This window comes from Polaromonas sp. P4_H1, assembly GCF_056400945.1.
The window spans coordinates 259,656-275,981 of the sequence record NZ_JBFUKG010000003.1; the positions used below are offsets into that span (position 1 = coordinate 259,656).

Annotated in this window: 15 protein-coding genes; 4 read left to right on the forward strand and 11 right to left on the reverse strand. The window is 62.8% G+C overall.

Features of this window, described 5'->3' with window-relative positions; genetic code table 11:
• Positions 1-8: 8 nt before the first annotated feature.
• The gene (locus AC1DS5_RS06680; RefSeq protein WP_477717529.1) at positions 9-1,037 is read right to left on the reverse strand and encodes an amidohydrolase family protein; all 1,029 of its coding nucleotides are present in this window, start codon (positions 1,035-1,037) and stop codon (positions 9-11) included.
• 35 nt (positions 1,038-1,072) lie between these two features.
• Positions 1,073-1,741: a substrate-binding domain-containing protein gene (locus AC1DS5_RS06685; protein WP_477717462.1), complete on the reverse strand. Its 669-nt coding sequence runs from the start codon at positions 1,739-1,741 to the stop codon at positions 1,073-1,075.
• 181 nt (positions 1,742-1,922) lie between these two features.
• Between AC1DS5_RS06685 and AC1DS5_RS06690 the strand changes: the two genes are divergently transcribed.
• The 3 genes from AC1DS5_RS06690 (at position 1,923) to AC1DS5_RS06700 (ending at position 5,555) form a co-directional block, all read left to right on the forward strand.
• A complete protein-coding gene (locus AC1DS5_RS06690; RefSeq protein ID WP_477717463.1) occupies positions 1,923-2,825 on the forward strand; it encodes a LysR substrate-binding domain-containing protein in 903 nt (300 codons plus the stop codon).
• Positions 2,826-3,158: 333 nt separating this feature from the next.
• Positions 3,159-4,136, forward strand: coding sequence for a Bug family tripartite tricarboxylate transporter substrate binding protein (locus AC1DS5_RS06695; protein WP_477717464.1), 978 nt, complete (start codon positions 3,159-3,161; stop codon positions 4,134-4,136).
• Between the two features lie 63 nt (positions 4,137-4,199).
• A complete protein-coding gene (locus tag AC1DS5_RS06700) occupies positions 4,200-5,555 on the forward strand; it encodes a gallate dioxygenase (RefSeq protein WP_477717465.1) in 1,356 nt (451 codons plus the stop codon).
• 147 nt (positions 5,556-5,702) lie between these two features.
• Here the strand turns inward: AC1DS5_RS06700 and AC1DS5_RS06705 are convergent, their stop codons facing one another.
• From AC1DS5_RS06705 to AC1DS5_RS06720, 4 genes are read right to left on the reverse strand one after another with little or no spacing between them, the layout of a single operon-like run.
• Complete coding sequence (locus AC1DS5_RS06705) at positions 5,703-6,869, reverse strand: mandelate racemase/muconate lactonizing enzyme family protein (protein ID WP_477717466.1); 1,167 nt, start codon at positions 6,867-6,869, stop codon at positions 5,703-5,705.
• Between the two features lie 12 nt (positions 6,870-6,881).
• Positions 6,882-7,607, reverse strand: coding sequence for an SDR family NAD(P)-dependent oxidoreductase (locus AC1DS5_RS06710; RefSeq protein WP_477717467.1), 726 nt, complete (start codon positions 7,605-7,607; stop codon positions 6,882-6,884).
• A 1-nt stretch (position 7,608) separates the two neighbouring features.
• Positions 7,609-8,574 carry a Bug family tripartite tricarboxylate transporter substrate binding protein gene (locus tag AC1DS5_RS06715; protein ID WP_477717468.1) on the reverse strand — a complete coding sequence of 322 codons (966 nt, stop codon included), beginning with the start codon at positions 8,572-8,574 and terminating at the stop codon, positions 7,609-7,611.
• Positions 8,575-8,607: 33 nt separating this feature from the next.
• Complete coding sequence (locus tag AC1DS5_RS06720) at positions 8,608-9,540, reverse strand: dihydrodipicolinate synthase family protein (RefSeq protein WP_477717469.1); 933 nt, start codon at positions 9,538-9,540, stop codon at positions 8,608-8,610.
• A 96-nt stretch (positions 9,541-9,636) separates the two neighbouring features.
• Between AC1DS5_RS06720 and AC1DS5_RS06725 the strand changes: the two genes are divergently transcribed.
• Positions 9,637-10,557, forward strand: a complete 921-nt coding sequence (locus tag AC1DS5_RS06725; RefSeq protein ID WP_477717470.1) for a LysR family transcriptional regulator — start codon at positions 9,637-9,639, stop codon at positions 10,555-10,557.
• 80 nt (positions 10,558-10,637) lie between these two features.
• Here the strand turns inward: AC1DS5_RS06725 and AC1DS5_RS06730 are convergent, their stop codons facing one another.
• The 5 genes from AC1DS5_RS06730 to garD form a co-directional block, all read right to left on the reverse strand.
• The gene (locus AC1DS5_RS06730) at positions 10,638-11,798 is read right to left on the reverse strand and encodes an aldose epimerase family protein (protein ID WP_477717471.1); all 1,161 of its coding nucleotides are present in this window, start codon (positions 11,796-11,798) and stop codon (positions 10,638-10,640) included.
• Between the two features lie 40 nt (positions 11,799-11,838).
• A complete protein-coding gene (locus AC1DS5_RS06735) occupies positions 11,839-12,822 on the reverse strand; it encodes a Bug family tripartite tricarboxylate transporter substrate binding protein (protein ID WP_477717472.1) in 984 nt (327 codons plus the stop codon).
• Positions 12,823-12,890: 68 nt separating this feature from the next.
• Entirely contained in the window at positions 12,891-13,772 is an 882-nt protein-coding gene (gene glxR, locus AC1DS5_RS06740; protein ID WP_477717473.1) for a 2-hydroxy-3-oxopropionate reductase, read from the reverse strand.
• Between the two features lie 38 nt (positions 13,773-13,810).
• Positions 13,811-14,593, reverse strand: a complete 783-nt coding sequence (gene garL / locus AC1DS5_RS06745; protein WP_477717474.1) for a 2-dehydro-3-deoxyglucarate aldolase — start codon at positions 14,591-14,593, stop codon at positions 13,811-13,813.
• Between the two features lie 51 nt (positions 14,594-14,644).
• Positions 14,645-16,195, reverse strand: a complete 1,551-nt coding sequence (gene garD / locus AC1DS5_RS06750) for a galactarate dehydratase (RefSeq protein WP_477717530.1) — start codon at positions 16,193-16,195, stop codon at positions 14,645-14,647.
• Positions 16,196-16,326: the final 131 nt, after the last annotated feature.

Sequence of the window (16,326 nt, forward strand, 5' to 3'; positions counted from 1 at the left end):
GCTCATGATCATTTGCCTTTCAGTTTGAGAGCCGTGTCCAGACGCGTGAACACGCGGCGCGCGTTGCCTTCGTAAATCTGGTGACGGTCTTCGTTGCTCAGAATTTTTGACGCTTCAATGTAGCGCCTGGTATCGTCGTAATAGTGGCCGGTTTCGGGGTCGATGCCACGCACGGCGCCGATCATCTCGCTGGCAAACAACACGTTCCTGACCGGAATCACGGTGTTGAGCAGATCAATGCCCGGCTGGTGGTACACGCAGGTGTCAAAGTAGATGTTGCCCAGCAGATGCTCTGTGAGCAAAGGTTTTTTGAGTTCCTGGGCCAAGCCACGGAAACGCCCCCAGTGGTAAGGCACAGCACCGCCGCCATGGGGAATGAGGAACTTCAGCGTGGGGAAGTCCCTGAACAGGTCCGACGTGAGGCACTGCATGAAAGCCGTGGTGTCGGCGTTCAGGTAATGCGCGCCGGTGGTGTGAAAGCAGGCGTTGCAGCTGGTGGACACATGGATCATGGCGGGGATGTCGTATTCCACCATTTTTTCGTAGAGGGGATACCACTGCCTGTCACTCAAAGGCGGTGAGGTCCAGTGGCCGCCAGACGGATCCGGATTCAGGTTGATGCCGACATTGCCGAATTCCCTGACGCATTTTTCCAGCTCGGGAATGCAGGTCGCAGGGTCCACGCCGGGCGACTGGGGCAGCATGGCGGCGGGAATAAAGTGGTCCGGAAAGAGCTGGCTCACGCGAAAGCACAGCTCGTTGCAAATCGCCGCCCAGGTGGCCGACACATTGAAGTCGCCGATGTGGTGGGCCATGAAGCTGGCGCGCGGGCTGAAGATGGTGAGGTCGGAGCCGCGCTCATTCATGAGACGCAGCTGGTTTTGCTCGATGCTCTCGCGCAATTCGTCGTCGCTGATTTTCAGCTCGCTCACCTTGGGGCTAAGGGACGGGTCCTTGATGCCGGCGATTTGCCGGTTACGCCAGTTCTCCAGCGCCTTGGGGGCCGTGGTGTAGTGGCCGTGGCAGTCAATGATCAGGCTCATTTTTTTCCTTGGGGTTCAGTGGGTGTGGATCAGCGGGATTCAGGCGGGGCCATGCCATGGCGGCGTTTCGCCTCTGCCGCCTCCGGCGAAGCCATGAAGGCCAGCATCCGGCGCACGGCGTCGCGCTGCGTGGAGGCAGGCCCCAGGCCTGCCGAGAAGGTGGTGGTGATCTGGACGGCGTCGGGCAGCGGGCCGACCACGGCGATTCCCTCGAGATGCATCAACTCGCTCAATTGCTGGAAACCCAGCTCGACCTCGCCTCGCGCCACCAACCCGCCAACCGGCACACCCGCGGACGGCTGCACGGCCTTTTGCCGGACATCGGCGGCCATGCCCCAGCGCTCGAACAGCTCGATCAGCGCAACGCCGCTGGGCCCGGTGGAGTAGCCTATGCTTCGCGCGGCCAGCACGGCGCGCCGCAACGCATCTTCGGAACTGATGTCAGGCCACGGCGCGCCGGCGCGCACGCAGACGGCCACGCCCGAGTCGGCCAGGTCGACCTTGCTGCCGGCCACCAGGAATCCGCCGGCGGTGAGTTTGTCGATGGCGTCCGATGCAAGGACCACGATATCGAAAGGCTCACCGGCCTGGACGCGGCGCACCGCATCCACACCACCGACCGATTCGATGCTGGTGGCGCAGCCCGAGCTTTGCTCCCAGGCCGCCGTCAACTCGGCCAGCAGCTGGCGGGTGGCCATGGAAGAGATTCCACGGAGAGCGGCGCTCATACGGGTACGCCCCGCGTGGGGGCAACGACAGCTTGAAGTCCAACAACCATGGGGCTGATTTTGTCGCCAGCGCCGCACCAGGGAAAGCCGCCACGCCCGCTAGCAGCTATAACAAACCAGCATAATGTTTGTCTCGCCATCCAAACAACCCATGGACCTCAAACAGCTCGAATACTTTGTCAGGGTGGCCGAACTCGGCAGCTTCACCCGCGCGGCCCTTGCGCTGGACATTGCTCAGCCGGCGCTGAGCCGGCAGGTGCGCCTGCTGGAAGTGGAGTTGCGCCAGAACCTGTTGATACGCAACGGCCGCGGCGCGGCGCCCACCGAAGCCGGCCAGCTACTGCTGGCGCATGCGCGCGGCATTCTGCACCAGGTGGCGCGTGCGAGAGAAGAACTGGGCCGGGTGCGCGGCGCACTCGACGGGCGCGTGGCCATCGGCTTGCCCCCCAGCCTGGCGCGGGCGCTGACGGTGCCGCTGACACGCGCGTTTCGTGCGCAAATGCCGGACGCCACCATTTCGATCAGCGAAGGCTTGTCAGTGGCCCTCCAGGAAGACCTGGTTAACGGTCGACTCGACCTTGCCGTGCTGTACAACGCTCAGCCCACGGGCGACATCGAGATCAGCCCGCTGATGGAGGAGGAGCTGTTGCTGGTGCAGGCCCGTCCACCGGGGCCGCATGAGGACCCGCCCTCCCAGCCCATCACCCTTCCGGCATTGGCGAGCTTGCCGCTGGTGATCCCGAGTCGGCCCAACGCCATCCGGATGCGGGTGGAGTCTGAACTCGCCGGAGCAGCCTTAAGGCCGACCATTGCACTTGAAATTGATGGCGTCTCGGCCATTCTGGACCTGGTGGCTGACGGCGCTGGCCATGCCATTTTGAGCCGTAACGCGGTGGCCAGTTCGCTGCGGCCGTCGGCTTTTACGCTGCGCCAGATTGGCGATGCCCCATTGCGCATCGAGGTGTCGCTTGCCACCAGTGCACGCCGCCCGTCCACCCTGACGCAACAAACCTCGCAGCGACTGCTGCGAGAGGTCGCTGCCAAATACCTCTGAGAGACCTCTGAGCGGCTGGAACGTGCCTGACGCCCTACCCGATGTCATCGGCACGGGCAATTTCATCATGATTTTGATCCTATAGCCCGGCAGTTGCGGGCGTAGACAGCTATCAAAAACATAGCAAAATGGATAGCCAAACAGGACTATCGCATTTAAAAATCAAGGCATCAAACCAGGGCATACCTCTGATTTATTGAATGGCTGAAGTTTGACTATTCCAAATCGCTATAACTGCTAGCGTCCCGTAGCGCTTATCAGCGGAAGGCGGACTTCTCACAATATGGGGCAATGTCAACCCCGCATTCATCTCAATATTTTTGGAGACCCGGCATGAACCGTCGTGTTAAAGCCTGCCTGCTATTGCCATTCCTGGGTTTGCTGGCGGCCAGCCATGTGGGCGCCCAGGACTTCCCGACCAAACCTGTCCGCATCATCACGCCGTTCCCCGTGGGCAGCGGACCTGAAGGGGTGTTGCGCATGGTGGCTGACAAGCTGTCGCGTACCTGGGGCAAGCCCGTCATCGTGGAAAACAAGCCAGGCGGCAACGGTTTCATTGCCATTGATGCCTTCAAGCGGGGAGCGTCCGATGGGCACGACCTGATCCAGCTGGACAACGTCCACCTGTCGGCCTATCCCCATCTGTTCAAGAAACTGCCGTATGACGCGCAGAAGGACTTTGATCCCATCCTGCCGCTGTTCAAGACTTACTTTTTCGCGACGGTTGCCACCAACAGCCCCTACAAAAATGTGGGTGACCTGATCGCCGACGCCAAGGCCCGCCCGGGACAACTCAACTACGGTTCCTGGTCTGTAGGCAATCCGGTCCATCTTGGCTCGGCGCTGTTTACCACCGTGACCGCAACCCAAATGGAGCACATTATTTTCAAGGAAACGTCACAGCTCTACACCGCGGTTGCAACCGGTGATCTGGCGTTTTCGCTAGGCACCAGCGCCACCGCAGGCCCGCTCTACCGGGCCGGCAAACTCCGCTTCCTGGCGGTCGCCGCTCCTCGGCGGATTCCCGCCTACCCCGATGTGCCGACAGTCGCAGAAGCGGGCGGACCTGCCGGATTCGAGGTCAGCGGCTGGACCGCCATTGCAGCGCCACGTGGCCTGCCCAAGGCGGTGACCGAGAAAATCCAGAAAGACATTGAAAAAGCCCTGTCCGAGCCGGACATCAAGGAAAAGTACCTGTCATTCGGCTACGAGTTGTTTCCGCAGACACGCGAGCAGTTTGGCCAATACATCCAGGCCGAGTCCACCCGTTTTGCCGAGGTGATCCGCAAAACCAGGGCATCGCTGGACTGACAGGACACCCCACTCACACCCCCGCTCCCCCCACTCACGCGACGTTTCACAGAGATATTCCCCATGGCCACCCTACTTGGCGCAGTTGCCGCCTCACACACGCCCACCATCGGCTTTGCGCTGGACAGCGGCAAGCAGGCGGATCCGGTGTGGGCGCCCATTTTCGAGGCCTTCGAGCCGCCGCGCCGCTGGCTTGCCGAGCAAAAACCCGATGCCTTGGTGGTGATCTACAACGATCACATCAGCTCCTTCTTTTTGGACCACTACTCGGCGTTTTCACTGGGCGTGGGGGAGCAGTATCCGGTGGCCGACGAAGGGGGCGGCACCCGCGGCCTGCCGCCCATTGCCGGCCACCCGCTGCTTGCCGCGCACATTGGCCAGTCGGTCATGGCCGATGCCTTCGACCTGTCCTTCTTCCAGGGCCGGGCGCTGGACCACGGCTGCTTTTCACCGCTGTCGCTGCTGCTGCCCCACGAACCGGGTCCAGGGGGTGGCTGGCCGCTTCCGATCATCCCGCTGCAGGTGGGCGTGCTGCAGTTTCCCATGCCGACTGCGCGGCGCTGCTTCGAGCTGGGCAAGGCGCTGCGCCGCGCGATCGAAAGTTACCCCGAGCCACTGCGCATCGCCATCGTGGCGACAGGCGGCCTGTCGCACCAGGTGCACGGCGAGCGCGCGGGCTTCAACAACCCGGCCTGGGACCAGACGTTTCTGGATCTCATCGAGCACGACCCCGAGCGCCTGGCCGACCTGACCCAGGCCGAACTGGTCGAGCTGGGGGGCGCGGAAGGGGCCGAAGTCATCATGTGGCTGGTGATGCGCGGAGCCTTGTCCGCATCGGTACGCAAAGTCCACCAAAGCTACTACCTGCCGTCCATGACGGGCATCGCCACCGCCATCTACGAAAACCGCAGCCACCCACCCGTGGCGGGTGAAGTACAGCGCCACTTGCATCAATCGCAATTGCAACTGCAGGGCGCCGAACAACTGGCCGGCACCTACCCCTACGCGCTGGCACGCAGCGTCAAGGCGCTTCGCATCAACCGCTTTTTGCATGCCATGACGCAGCCGGCCCACCGGCAGGCCTTTTTGCAGGATGAAGAAACCGCCTATGCCGCCGCAGGCCTGACCGATGAGGAAAGCGGCCTGCTGCGCGCGCGCGACTGGCGCGGCCTGATCCATTACGGCGTGATTTTTTTCGTGCTGGAAAAGTGGGGCGCGGTTCTGGGCATCAGCAACCTGCATATCTACGCCGCCATGCGCGGTCAGAGCCTGGCCGAATTCCAGCAAACACGCAATGCGCCCGGCGCGCTGTACTCGGTCGGGACACTCAAGGGTGACGATGCTGCAACAGTGCATGCGCAGCCTTCGTCCCCCTCCATTGCCCGGGGGGCGTTCCTCACGCCGAACCTGGGCGAATAGCCCCATAAGCCCCATAAGCCCCATGAACCACCTGAATACGACCCGCTGGCCAGGTAACTACTCGGCTCAGTAATACGTGCAATACGCTTTTCTTTCTCCCTCGCCCTTTGGGAGAGGGTTGGGGTGAGGGTGAGCCGGCTTCGCTGTTCAGTTGGATAGCGCGCGCATTTCACGGTACAGATCCGCCTTGCCCTCGAACCCGATGCCAGGCAAGCTGGGCAGTGTCACGTAGCCTTTGTCGACCTTCACGCCATCCGGGAAGCCGCCGTAGGGCTGGAACAGGTCCGGGTAGGACTCGTTGCCGCCCAGGCCCAGGCCGGCGGCAATGGCCAGCGACATCTGGTGGCCGCCATGCGGAATGCAGCGGCTGGGCGACCAGCCATGAGCCTTCAGCATGTCCAGTGTGCGCAGGTACTCGACCAGGCCATAGCTGAGCGCACAGTCGAACTGCAGCCAATCGCGGTCGGGCCGCATCCCGCCGTGCCGGATCAGGTTGCGCGCGTCCTGCATGGAGAACAGGTTTTCCCCGGTGGCCAGGCTGCCCTGGTACACCTCGCCCAGCCGAGCCTGGAGTTCGTAATCCAGCGGGTCGCCCGCTTCCTCGTACCAGAACAGCGGGTAGGCGGAAAGCGCCTTGCCATAGGCGATGGCCGTGGGCAGATCAAAACGGCCGTTGGCATCGACCGCGAGTTGCTGCCCCGGCTGGAGCAGCTTGAGCACGGATTCGATGCGCTCCATGTCTTCCGCAAGAGAGGCTCCGCCAATCTTCATCTTGACGACCGAGTAGCCGCGCTCCAGGTAACTGATCATCTCGCGGCGCAAGCCGTCCAGGCCCTTGCCGGGATGGTAGTAACCGCCCGCCGCATAAACGAAGACGCGCGGATTGGCCTGGCCGTTGCCGTAGCGCTGCGCCAGCAGTTCATGCAGCGGCTTTTGTTCAATCTTGGCCACAGCGTCCCACACCGCCATGTCGATGGTGCCCACGGCCACGGAACGCTCACCATGGCCGCCAGGCTTTTCGTTGGACATCATGCAGGCCCAGACCTTGTGCGGATCGATGTTGCCACCACTTTCATCCAGCAGCGTGGCCGGCGCCGCCTCCAGCACGCGAGGGCGAAACCGTTCACGGATCAGGCTGCCCTGGCCATAACGGCCGTTGGAATTAAAGCCATAGCCAATCACGGGCTTGCCGTCCCGCACCACGTCCGTCACCACCGCCACCAGGCTGAGTGTCATCTTGGAGAAGTCGATGTAGGCGTTGCGGATGTCCGACTTGATGGGTCGGGTCGATTCGATGATGTCAATAATTTTCATGAAATAAGTTCCTTAGCGCGGCAGCGAAGCGCCGCCGCAAATTTGAAGGTCTTGCCCGGTGATGGCCGCAGCCTGGGAAGACAGCAGAAAAGACACCAGGGCGGCCACTTCGGCCGGGTCGATGTAGCGGCCTATGGGCGGTAGCTGGGGCGCGCTGCCGGCGCGCGCCGGGTCGCTCAGCATGGCGGTCTGCGTGGCAGCCGGAGAAACCACGTTCACCGTCACGCCGCTGGCCGCCACCTCGGCGGCCCAACTGCGCGCCATCGCAATCAACGCGGCTTTTACCGCCGCATACTGGCTGCGCCCGGCCATGCCCTGAGCCACACGGCTGCCGATCAGCACCACCCGACCCAGGCCACGGCTGGCCATGGCGGGCACCAGTGCCTGCGCCAGCTGTGCAGCAGCCTGCACGTGCAGGCGCCACATGGCTTCGCCGGCCTGCAAGTCGAGCCCGCCCAGTGGGGCCGTGCGCATCCAGCCCGCCGCATGTACCAGTGCCGTCACCGGCGGCTGGGTTGGCAAGGCCTGGAGCGCTTGGAGAGCCTGGTCAATGCTGTCGGCGCTCGCCAGGTCCACAGTGACAGGTGTGAAGTTCGCATGCACCAGCGCAGGCGCCGCCAGGTCCCAGCCACTGACCCGCCACCCCTGCTCCAGCAAGTGCCGTGCAATCGCCAGCCCAATGCCCGAGCTGCTGCCGGTGACCAGCACGTGGGACCCGGTAGCGGCTTGAGCCGGCATGTCACTCGGCACGGATGCCCCCTTCGGCAATGATCTTGGCGGACCTGGCCATGTCGTCACGCTGGAAGCGCGCAAAGTCGTCCATCGAGCCGCCGCCCACCAGCAGGCCCTGCTGCACCAGCTTCTCGCGCATCTCGCCGTTCAGCGCCTTGTTGACCTCGGCGTTCAGACGCTGTGCAATGTCAGCCGGCAGCTTGGCCGGACCCCACACGCCGTACCAGCTGTAAAACTCGTAACCGGGGATGGTTTCGCCCACCGTGGGCACCTCGGGCAGGGTGGACACCCGCGCCGCCGAGGTCACGGCAATGACCTTGAGCATGCCAGTCTTGTAGAAGCTGAACGAGCCCAGGATGGGGTCCACAAAACCGCTGATCTGGCCACCAATCAGGTCCTGGAATGCGGGCGCCGTGCCTTTGTAAGGCACGATCAGCAAGTCCAGGTTGCCCGAGCGGCGCAGCAGTTCGGTGGACAAGTGCCCGGCCGAACCGGTCGAGCCGATGGCAAACGACAGCTTGCCGGGGTTCGCCTTGCCGTAGGCGATCAGACCCTTGAGGTCTTGCACCGGCAGGTTCTTGTTGATGGCGATCGACAGCGGCGCCTTGGCGACCAGCGCCACCGGCACAAAGTCGCGCGTCACGTCGTAGGGCGCCGACTTGACCGTCATCGGGGCGGTGGTGAAAGTGGACGCGTTAAACAGCAGGGTGTAGCCGTCGGCCGGCGCCTTGGCCACCGCATCGCCGCCAATCATGCCCTGGCCGCCTGGCTTGTTCTCCACAAAAAAACTCTGGCCTGTCTGCTCTGTCAGCTTTTGGGCCAGCATGCGGCCCACGGTGTCCAGCGTGCCGCCCGGCGGAAACGGAATGATCAGCTTGACCGACTTGGCCGGCCAGGCTTGTGCCATGGAGGCGGCGCTGACACCGAGCAAGGCGGTGGCGATCAGGGTGCGAAGGAATTGTTGGCGTTTCATGGTGTGTGTCTCCTCGAATGGCGGGGCTGAAACTTACCTGAGAAGACCCGCGTTGGCGACGGCCAGGCGGATCATCTCGTTTTCTGCGGCAGACGGTGCATGGGTTGGTGGGCGCACATGCGCGCTCTCCAGCACACCGGCAAATTTCATGGCGGCTTTCATGCGGGCATGGGCTTCGCCGGTAGGCTCACCCGCGCCGTAGACGGCCTCCTTGATCGGGGTGATGAGCCCCTGGATCTTCATGGCCTTGTGCAGGTCGCCTTCCTTGACGGCTTCAAACAGGTCGATGATGAGCTGGGGAATGCAGCTGGCGAAACCCACCAGCGCGCCGTCCACGCCCTGCACCATGGAGGCCAGCAGGTACTCGTCGTGGCAGGTCAGAATCGCCTTGGAGGCGTCGGCATCGCGGATCGCCTTGATGTCGCGCGCATATTTGCTCATCTCGCGCTGGCCTACCTTGAAGGCCTGCACGTAGGGCAGGCGCGCCAGATCGGCCAGCAACTCCGACGAATACGAGGCCTGAGTCCGGGCGGGATAAACGTGGCACACCAGGTCAAGCTTCGAGGCTTGCCAGATGGCATCGAAGTACTGCAGCGCGTGATCCGAATGAAAACCAAAACGCAACCAGTGGTGGGGCGGCATCACATCCAGTGCCTGGGCGCCTGCTTCCTTGGCCAGCCGCGCATGCTCTGCGGCTTCTGTCAGGCCTTCGCAGACAATCGAGGAAATGACGGGCATGCGTCCCTTGAGCTCGTCGGCCACGATGCGCGTGACCTGGGCGCGTTCAATCGGTGTGAGCGAAAACACTTCACCGGTGTGGCCATTGGTCATCACGGCCACCACACCTTTGTGGCTGGCGAGCCAGGAGGCGAGGCGGCGCAAAGCGGGTTCGTCAATCCGGTTGTCGGGGGTAAACGGGCAGGCGATGGCGGGAATAATCCCCCGATAATTGGCGATGGTTGGCATGGAAGCTCCTGAGTTGTAGATTGATGAAAAGATGCCGAATGATCAGCCAGCCCGTGCAACACGTCCAATACTCGAAACGCATAGAACTATTCATTTATGGGCCCCGGCAACCGACCGCTTGATCTTGAATGGCTGGAAGACTTCCTGGCGCTGGCCGACAGCGGCAATTTCTCCCGCGCGGCGCAGGTGCGCGCCATCGCGCAGCCCGCGTTCAGCCGTCACATCAAATCACTCGAAGAATGGGTCGGCGTTGATCTGTTTGACCGCAGTGCCCACCCGGTATCGCTGACCGAAGCGGGCAAACGCTTCCACCCTTCCGTGGACGACCTGCTGCAACGGCTGGAGGTATCGCGACTCAAGGCCCGTGCGGCCCATGAGCAGGCCGCCATCAGCCTGCGTTTTGCCGCCACGCACGTCCTGTCGTTGACGTTTTTCCCCAGCTGGCTCAGCGGCATCGAGGCGCAGTTGCGGCTGGGGCCCATCCAGATGATTTCAGACAACCTGGTTGCCTGCGAGGAACTGATGCTGCAGCGGCGCGTTCAGTTTTTGCTCTGCCACGGCCATTCGTCGGTACCCTGCCGTCTCGACGACATCCAGTTTGCGTTTGCGCGCGTCAGCGACGACGTCCTGCTTCCTGTGGCGGCACCTCTTGCCAGCGGGAAACCGCAGTACTGGATCGACGATTCATTGAAAAAAACTCAACCCATCCTGACTTACAGCCAGGAATCCGGGCTGGGGCGCATCATGCGCGCCCTGATGCCTTCGGCCCTTGAAGAAGAACCGTTTACCACCGTGTTCACCGCCCACCACGCGGTGCTGCTGAAAACCATGGTGATGGAAGGACGAGGCATTGCGTGGCTGCCCCAGAGTCTGATCAAGGACGAACTCAGTACCGGGAAACTGCTGGCGGCCGGCAGCTCCCAATGGCATATTCCCGTCGACATCCGCCTTTACCGCCAGCGCGCCGCCCTGGCCGCGCCGGCGGAAGCATTGTGGCAAGTCGTTGCCGGGAGATGAAGCAACAAAGTCATCTCACGCCCGGGTTCATCGGTTTCCAGACCTTGTAGGCCTTGGTATTGCAGGTGTCTACGGTGGCCCTAGTCCGTGCTGAAACGGTAAACCGTACGGCCCGCACGGCGTTGACCGGGCTCATACACCGCCGAAGGAAATGCCGGCCTGTTGGGTGCGTTGGGATAAGCCTGCGGCTCAAAGCACAGTCCTTGCTGCTGAAAGTAAGTCCGGCCGCCCTTGCCCGGGCCTCCCGCCAATGGCTCTTGCGGCTGCAAGCCGCTGTAGAACTGCAGGGCCGGCTCGGTTGACCAGACTTCCATCACGCGGCCGCTTTCCGGTGCGCGAACGCGGGCGCACAGGGCCAGCGTGCCGTCGGCGGGGTGGTCCAGCAAAAAACAGCTGTCGTAGCCATCGACCGCATCGATTGCCGGCATTCTGGCGCCAGCCTGCAGCGGCGCGCCGTGCACCCGCGTACTGAGCACGGTGGCCTGGCGAAAATCAAAGGACGTACCGGCCACCGGCAGGATGTCCCCCGTTGCGATGAGGTCCGCCGTCATCCCGAAGTAACGCTCCGCACAAATCATCACCTCATGGCCCAGAGCACTGCCGCTGGCCTCGCCATTCAGGTTGAAAAAAGCATGTGTGGTGAAACTGGCTACCGTGGGTTTGTCCAGGGCCAGGGCTTCGTAGTCCAGTTGCAGCTCATTGGCTTCGGTGAGGCTGTACACGAGACGCAGCGCCATCGCACCGGGGAAGCCCTCTTCGCCATCGGCGAATAGATAGCGCATTTCAACGCTGGCGTCGTCGTGCTGCACGGCATCGAAGACGCGAAAGCGCGACCCCTTCAGCCCGCCGTGCAGGCAATGTCTGCCGTTGTTGGCCGTCAGCACATGCGCGGTTCCGGCGAGTGTGAAGCGGGCATTCTCAATGCGCCCGGCATAACGCCCCACAAATGCACCCATGGAGGGAGCGCCCTTCACCACGGCATCCAGGCAGTCGTAGCCCAGCACCACGTCGTCCAGCCGGCCAGCGCGGTCCGGGACCAGCAACTGCTCAATCTTGGCGCCATAACTGGTGATGCCCGCCACCATGCCCCGCCGATTGCGCAGCGTGAACAAACGGACGGGTTTGCCAACGACTTCACCGTCAAAGCGTGCCGGATCCAGCAATGCTGCGGCGAGCGGCGGTGATGATGAGACGCTGTTGTTGTGCTGAGAAATGGCAACTCTCCTTCGGCGCAATGTCAATCGACGGTCACTGCAACCCGGCCAGTAGCGAGTCCAGCAACTAGTCCAGCTTGATGCCCGCGTCCGTGACGACCTTGGCCCAACGGCTTTTCTCTCGGTTGAAAAAGTCATCCTGTTGGGCCGACGTCATGGTCACCACCTCAGCGCCCTGGCCCGCCAGTTTGGCACGGATGTCCGGGCTGCGGATGATCTTGATGAGCTCAGTATTGAGCCGGCTCACGATGGCGGCTGGTGTGCCATTGGCAAGCAGCAGTCCCTGCCAGGTTCCGGATTCAAAATTGGTGATCCCCTGCTCGGACAAGGTCGGGACGTTGCCGATCAGCGGCATGCGCGTGCTCTTGGAAACACCCAGTATCTTGAGCTTGCCGCTTTGCACGTGCGGCAAGGTAGCCAGCATGCCATTCATCAGGACCTGCGTCTGGCCGGCGATGGTGTCGGTGATCGCTTGCGAGCCACCCTTGTAGGGGATGTATTGCCACTTGGCGCCGCTGGCGCGCTCCACCGCAACCCCCGCCAGGTGCGGCGCGCTGCCCATGGCGGTCACCGCAAAATTGATATTCGACCGCTTCGACAACTCCACCAGCTCCTTGAGGTTGTTGGCCGGCACGGAGGGGTGCACCACCAGCAAATGAGGTGAATACGCCAGCATGGTCACGCCGCGCAGATCCTTGGAGGGATCAAACCCCAGCTTGGTGTAGACCGACGGGCTGATGGCCAGCGCGCCGGTGTCGCAGAGCAGCAGCGTATAGCCGTCGGGTGCAGACTTCGCCACAAAATCCGCGCCCAGATTGCCATTGGCGCCGGCCTTGTTGTCAACGATGACGCTTTGCTTGAGGGCGTCGGACAAGGGCTGGGCAATCGCACGCGCAATGATGTCCGACGATCCGCCCGGCGGGTAGGGAACCACCAGCCTGATGGGCTTGAGTGGCCAGTTCGGCGTTTGCGCGCTGGCCGCGCCGAGCCCCAGCGCACCACAACCCAGGGCCAGGGAAGCACCGACAAGTTCTCTTCGATTAATGGACATGACGTCTCCTGCTCGTTGTTTGAAAAAACCGCTCCCGGCCTCAGCCTGCGGTCATGAAATCCTTGAACTCAGGCGACCTGGTGATTGGCCATGAGTTCCAGTGCGCGTACCAGCGCGGAGTGGTCGAGGTCCTGCATGCCGTTGGCACTGCAGGCCTGCATCAGTTGCGCCGCCCCTGCGGTTTGCGGCAAGGCTACACCCAGGGTTCTCGCGCCGGCCAGCGCCAGGTTCAAATCCTTCTGGTGCAGGCCAATCCGGAAGCCAGGCGCAAAAGTCCGCTTGATCATGCGCTCGCCGTGCACCTCCAGAATGCGGGAAGAAGCAAAACCGCCCATCAGCGCCTGGCGCACTTTGGCAGGGTCGGCCCCGGCCTTGCTGGCAAACAGCAACGCTTCGCCGACAGCCGCGATGTTCAGCGCCACAATGATCTGGTTGGCCACCTTGCAGGTTTGCCCGTCGCCATTGCCACCCACCAGCGTGATGTTCTTGCCCATCAACTCAAACAGCGGCCGCACGCGTTCAAATACCGCGTCGGGACCACCCACCATGATGGTGAGGCTGGCGGCTTTGGCGCCCACTTCACCGCCCGATACCGGCGCATCGAGGTAGTCGCAATCCAGTGCATTGATTTTCTTGGCAAATTCCTTGGTCTCCATCGGCGAGATGGAACTCATGTCGACGACCGTCTTGCCTTTGGTCAAACCGGAGGCCACGCCGTTTTCACCAAACAGCACTTTGGCCACATCGGGTGTGTCCGGCAGCATCAGAAAAATGATGTCGGCCTGCTCGGCCACTTCGCGGATGGAACCGCAGGCTTTCGCCTTGCCCGTGAGCAGGTCGGCAGGTACCTTGCTGCGCGTGTGCAGAAAAACTTCATGCCCTGCATTGATCAGGTGGGACGCCATCGGCGCTCCCATGATGCCCAGGCCGATAAAACCAAGCTTGCTCATTGAATGACTCCAGTCAAAGTGATTTAAAAAAGTGTCCGTCAGGCGCGGTAACGGTCGCGCAGGGCCTGCGTGGCCGAGCGGAAGGTGCCCAGGTCGCTTCCGACACCCACAAACGTGGCGCCCATCTCCATGTAGCGGCGCGCATCGGCTTCAACGGGGGCCAGGATGCCGATGGGCTTGCCGCTGGCTTTGGCATCGGCAAACACGGCGGCAATGGCGGCTTGCACGTCGGGGTGGCCCGCGTTGCCCAGGTGGCCCAGGCCGGCCGCCAGATCCGAGGGGCCGACGAAGATGCAGTCCACCCCGTCCAGCGCGGCAATTTCGCGCGTGGCGGCGATGCCGGCACGGCTCTCGATCTGCACCATCACGCAGATCTGCTCGTTGACCAGCTTGAAGTAATCGACCACCGTGCCATAACGATTGCTGCGCTGGGACACCGACACGCCCCGGATGCCCTGCGGCGGGTAACGCGTGGCAGAAACAGCGCGGCGCGCTTCATCGGCGCTCTCCACGAAGGGGATGAGAAAGTTGTAGAAACCAGCGTCCAGCAGCCGCTTGATTTCGACCACGTTGTTGGACGAAGGCCGCACCACTGGCGCGGTCACGCTGTCCTTGAGCGCCATCAGCTGCGGAATGAAGGTGGCCACGTCGTTTGGCGAATGCTCGCCGTCCAGCAGCACCCAGTCGAAGCCGGCCACGCCGAGGACCTCGGTGGTGATGGCGTTGGACAGCGACGACCAGCAGCCAATCAGCCGCTTGCCGGCCAGCAGGTCGCGTTTGAAACTGTTGGGAAAGGATTGGTAAGGTGTGGTTTGGGTCATGTGAATTCTTCCTGTGAAGCGTCAGATTCAGATTCAGGTTCAGGTTCAGGTTCAGGTAATGGGCGCCGGATTGAAAAGAACCAGCGCGTTGTGCAGTTTCCAGTGCTCCGCCCAGGTTTTCTTGCGGCCACTGGCAACTTCCAGCATGAGGTGAAACAGCTCCCAGCCAAGCTCTTCGATGGTGGCCTCGCCGTCGGCAATACGGCCGGCGTTCACGTCCATCAGGTCATGCCAGCGCCGGGCCAGGTCGCTGCGCGTGGCCACCTTGATCACCGGTACCTCCGCCAGCCCGTACGGCGTGCCGCGTCCCGTTGTGAAAATGTGCAGGTTGATGCCAGCCGCCAGCTGCAGCGTGCCGCAAATGAAGTCACTGGCCGGCGTGGCCGCATAAATCAGGCCTTTCTGCCTGACTTTTTCACCCGGCGACAGCACGCCGCTAATCGGCGCCGTGCCCGACTTCACGATGGAGCCCATGGCTTTTTCGACGATGTTGGACAGGCCGCCCTTTTTGTTGCCGGGCGTGGTGTTGGCGCTGCGGTCAACCCGTCCCTTTTGCAGGTAAGCGTCGTACCAGGCCATCTCCCGGATCATCGCTTCGGCGACTTCGGGCGTGGCGGCACGCGAGGTGAGCTGGTCGATGCCGTCCCGGACCTCGGTGGTCTCGGAAAACATCACCGTGGCACCGGCGCGCACCAGCAAATCGGTGGCAAAACCAACTGCCGGATTGGCCGTCACGCCAGAAAAGGCATCGCTGCCGCCGCACTGCACACCCACCACCAGTTCACTGGCGGGGACGGTTTCGCGCCGGCGGGCATCGAGCCGCTCCAGGTGCAGCAAGGCCGTGTCCATGATGGAGTCGATCATCGACATGAAGCCCACGTGATGCTCGGCTTGCAGGCAGACCACATCCAGCTCGGCCTCGGCGCTGACGCCGACATCGGCCACATTGCGTTCGTCGACGATCTGGATGGTGCCGGGCGGCAGCAGGCGCTCGGGCTGGAGCTTTTCGCAGCCCAGGCTCACCACCATCACCTCGCCACCGAAATTCGGGTTGAGCGTGATGTTGCGCAAGGTGCGGATCGGGATGATCGCGTCCGGCGCGTCGATGGCCACGCCGCATCCGTAGGTGTGCTCCAGGCCCACCACGTCGTCCACGTTCGGGAAGCGCGGCAGCAATTCATCCTTGATGCGCTTGACGGCAAATTCCACCACGCCCGCCACACACTGCACGGTCGTGGTGATGGCAAGGATGTTGCGGCTGCCGACCGATCCGTCCGGGTTGCGGTAGCCCTCAAAGGTATAGCCCTCCAGCGGTGGCAGCACCGGCGGCCGCACGGTGGCGATGGGCAAATTGTCGAGCTCGCGTGCCGAGGGCATCTCAAGCAGCCGCTCATGCACCCAGCTCCCGGCCGGGATGTCCTTGAGCGCATAGCCGATCGGCACGTTGTAACGCAGCACCGCGGTGCCCTTGGGCAGGTCGACCAGCGCGACCTTGTGCCCCTGCGGCACCTGCTCGCACAGCCGCAAGCCGCTGGCGAAGACGCTGCCGGCCGGCAACCCGCCGTCGTTGGCCACGATCGCGACGTTGTCGTGATCGTGCATGGTGATGTACAGCGGGACCTTCTTTGTCGCGGTGCCCGGGACAGCCTGCGGCTCGGCCCGCGACGCAGCCTGAGATGTGGCCTGCGATGCGGCCTGTGCAGGAGGATTGGTCATGGTGAGACTATCTTCAA

Bases quoted from the DNA above. Each gene is read 5' to 3' on its own strand.
- AC1DS5_RS06685 (WP_477717462.1), bottom strand. From the start codon at position 1,741: ATGGCCACCCGCCAGCTGCTGGCCGAGTTGACGGCGGCCTGGGAGCAA.
- AC1DS5_RS06690 (WP_477717463.1), top strand. From the start codon at position 1,923: ATGGACCTCAAACAGCTCGAATACTTTGTCAGGGTGGCCGAACTCGGC.
- AC1DS5_RS06695 (WP_477717464.1), top strand. From the start codon at position 3,159: ATGAACCGTCGTGTTAAAGCCTGCCTGCTATTGCCATTCCTGGGTTTG.
- AC1DS5_RS06700 (WP_477717465.1), top strand. From the start codon at position 4,200: ATGGCCACCCTACTTGGCGCAGTTGCCGCCTCACACACGCCCACCATC.
- AC1DS5_RS06705 (WP_477717466.1), bottom strand. From the start codon at position 6,869: ATGAAAATTATTGACATCATCGAATCGACCCGACCCATCAAGTCGGAC.
- AC1DS5_RS06710 (WP_477717467.1), bottom strand. From the start codon at position 7,607: ATGCCGGCTCAAGCCGCTACCGGGTCCCACGTGCTGGTCACCGGCAGC.
- AC1DS5_RS06715 (WP_477717468.1), bottom strand. From the start codon at position 8,574: ATGAAACGCCAACAATTCCTTCGCACCCTGATCGCCACCGCCTTGCTC.
- AC1DS5_RS06720 (WP_477717469.1), bottom strand. From the start codon at position 9,540: ATGCCAACCATCGCCAATTATCGGGGGATTATTCCCGCCATCGCCTGC.
- AC1DS5_RS06725 (WP_477717470.1), top strand. From the start codon at position 9,637: ATGGGCCCCGGCAACCGACCGCTTGATCTTGAATGGCTGGAAGACTTC.
- AC1DS5_RS06735 (WP_477717472.1), bottom strand. From the start codon at position 12,822: ATGTCCATTAATCGAAGAGAACTTGTCGGTGCTTCCCTGGCCCTGGGT.
- glxR (WP_477717473.1), bottom strand. From the start codon at position 13,772: ATGAGCAAGCTTGGTTTTATCGGCCTGGGCATCATGGGAGCGCCGATG.
- garL (WP_477717474.1), bottom strand. From the start codon at position 14,593: ATGACCCAAACCACACCTTACCAATCCTTTCCCAACAGTTTCAAACGC.
- garD (WP_477717530.1), bottom strand. From the start codon at position 16,195: ATGCACGATCACGACAACGTCGCGATCGTGGCCAACGACGGCGGGTTG.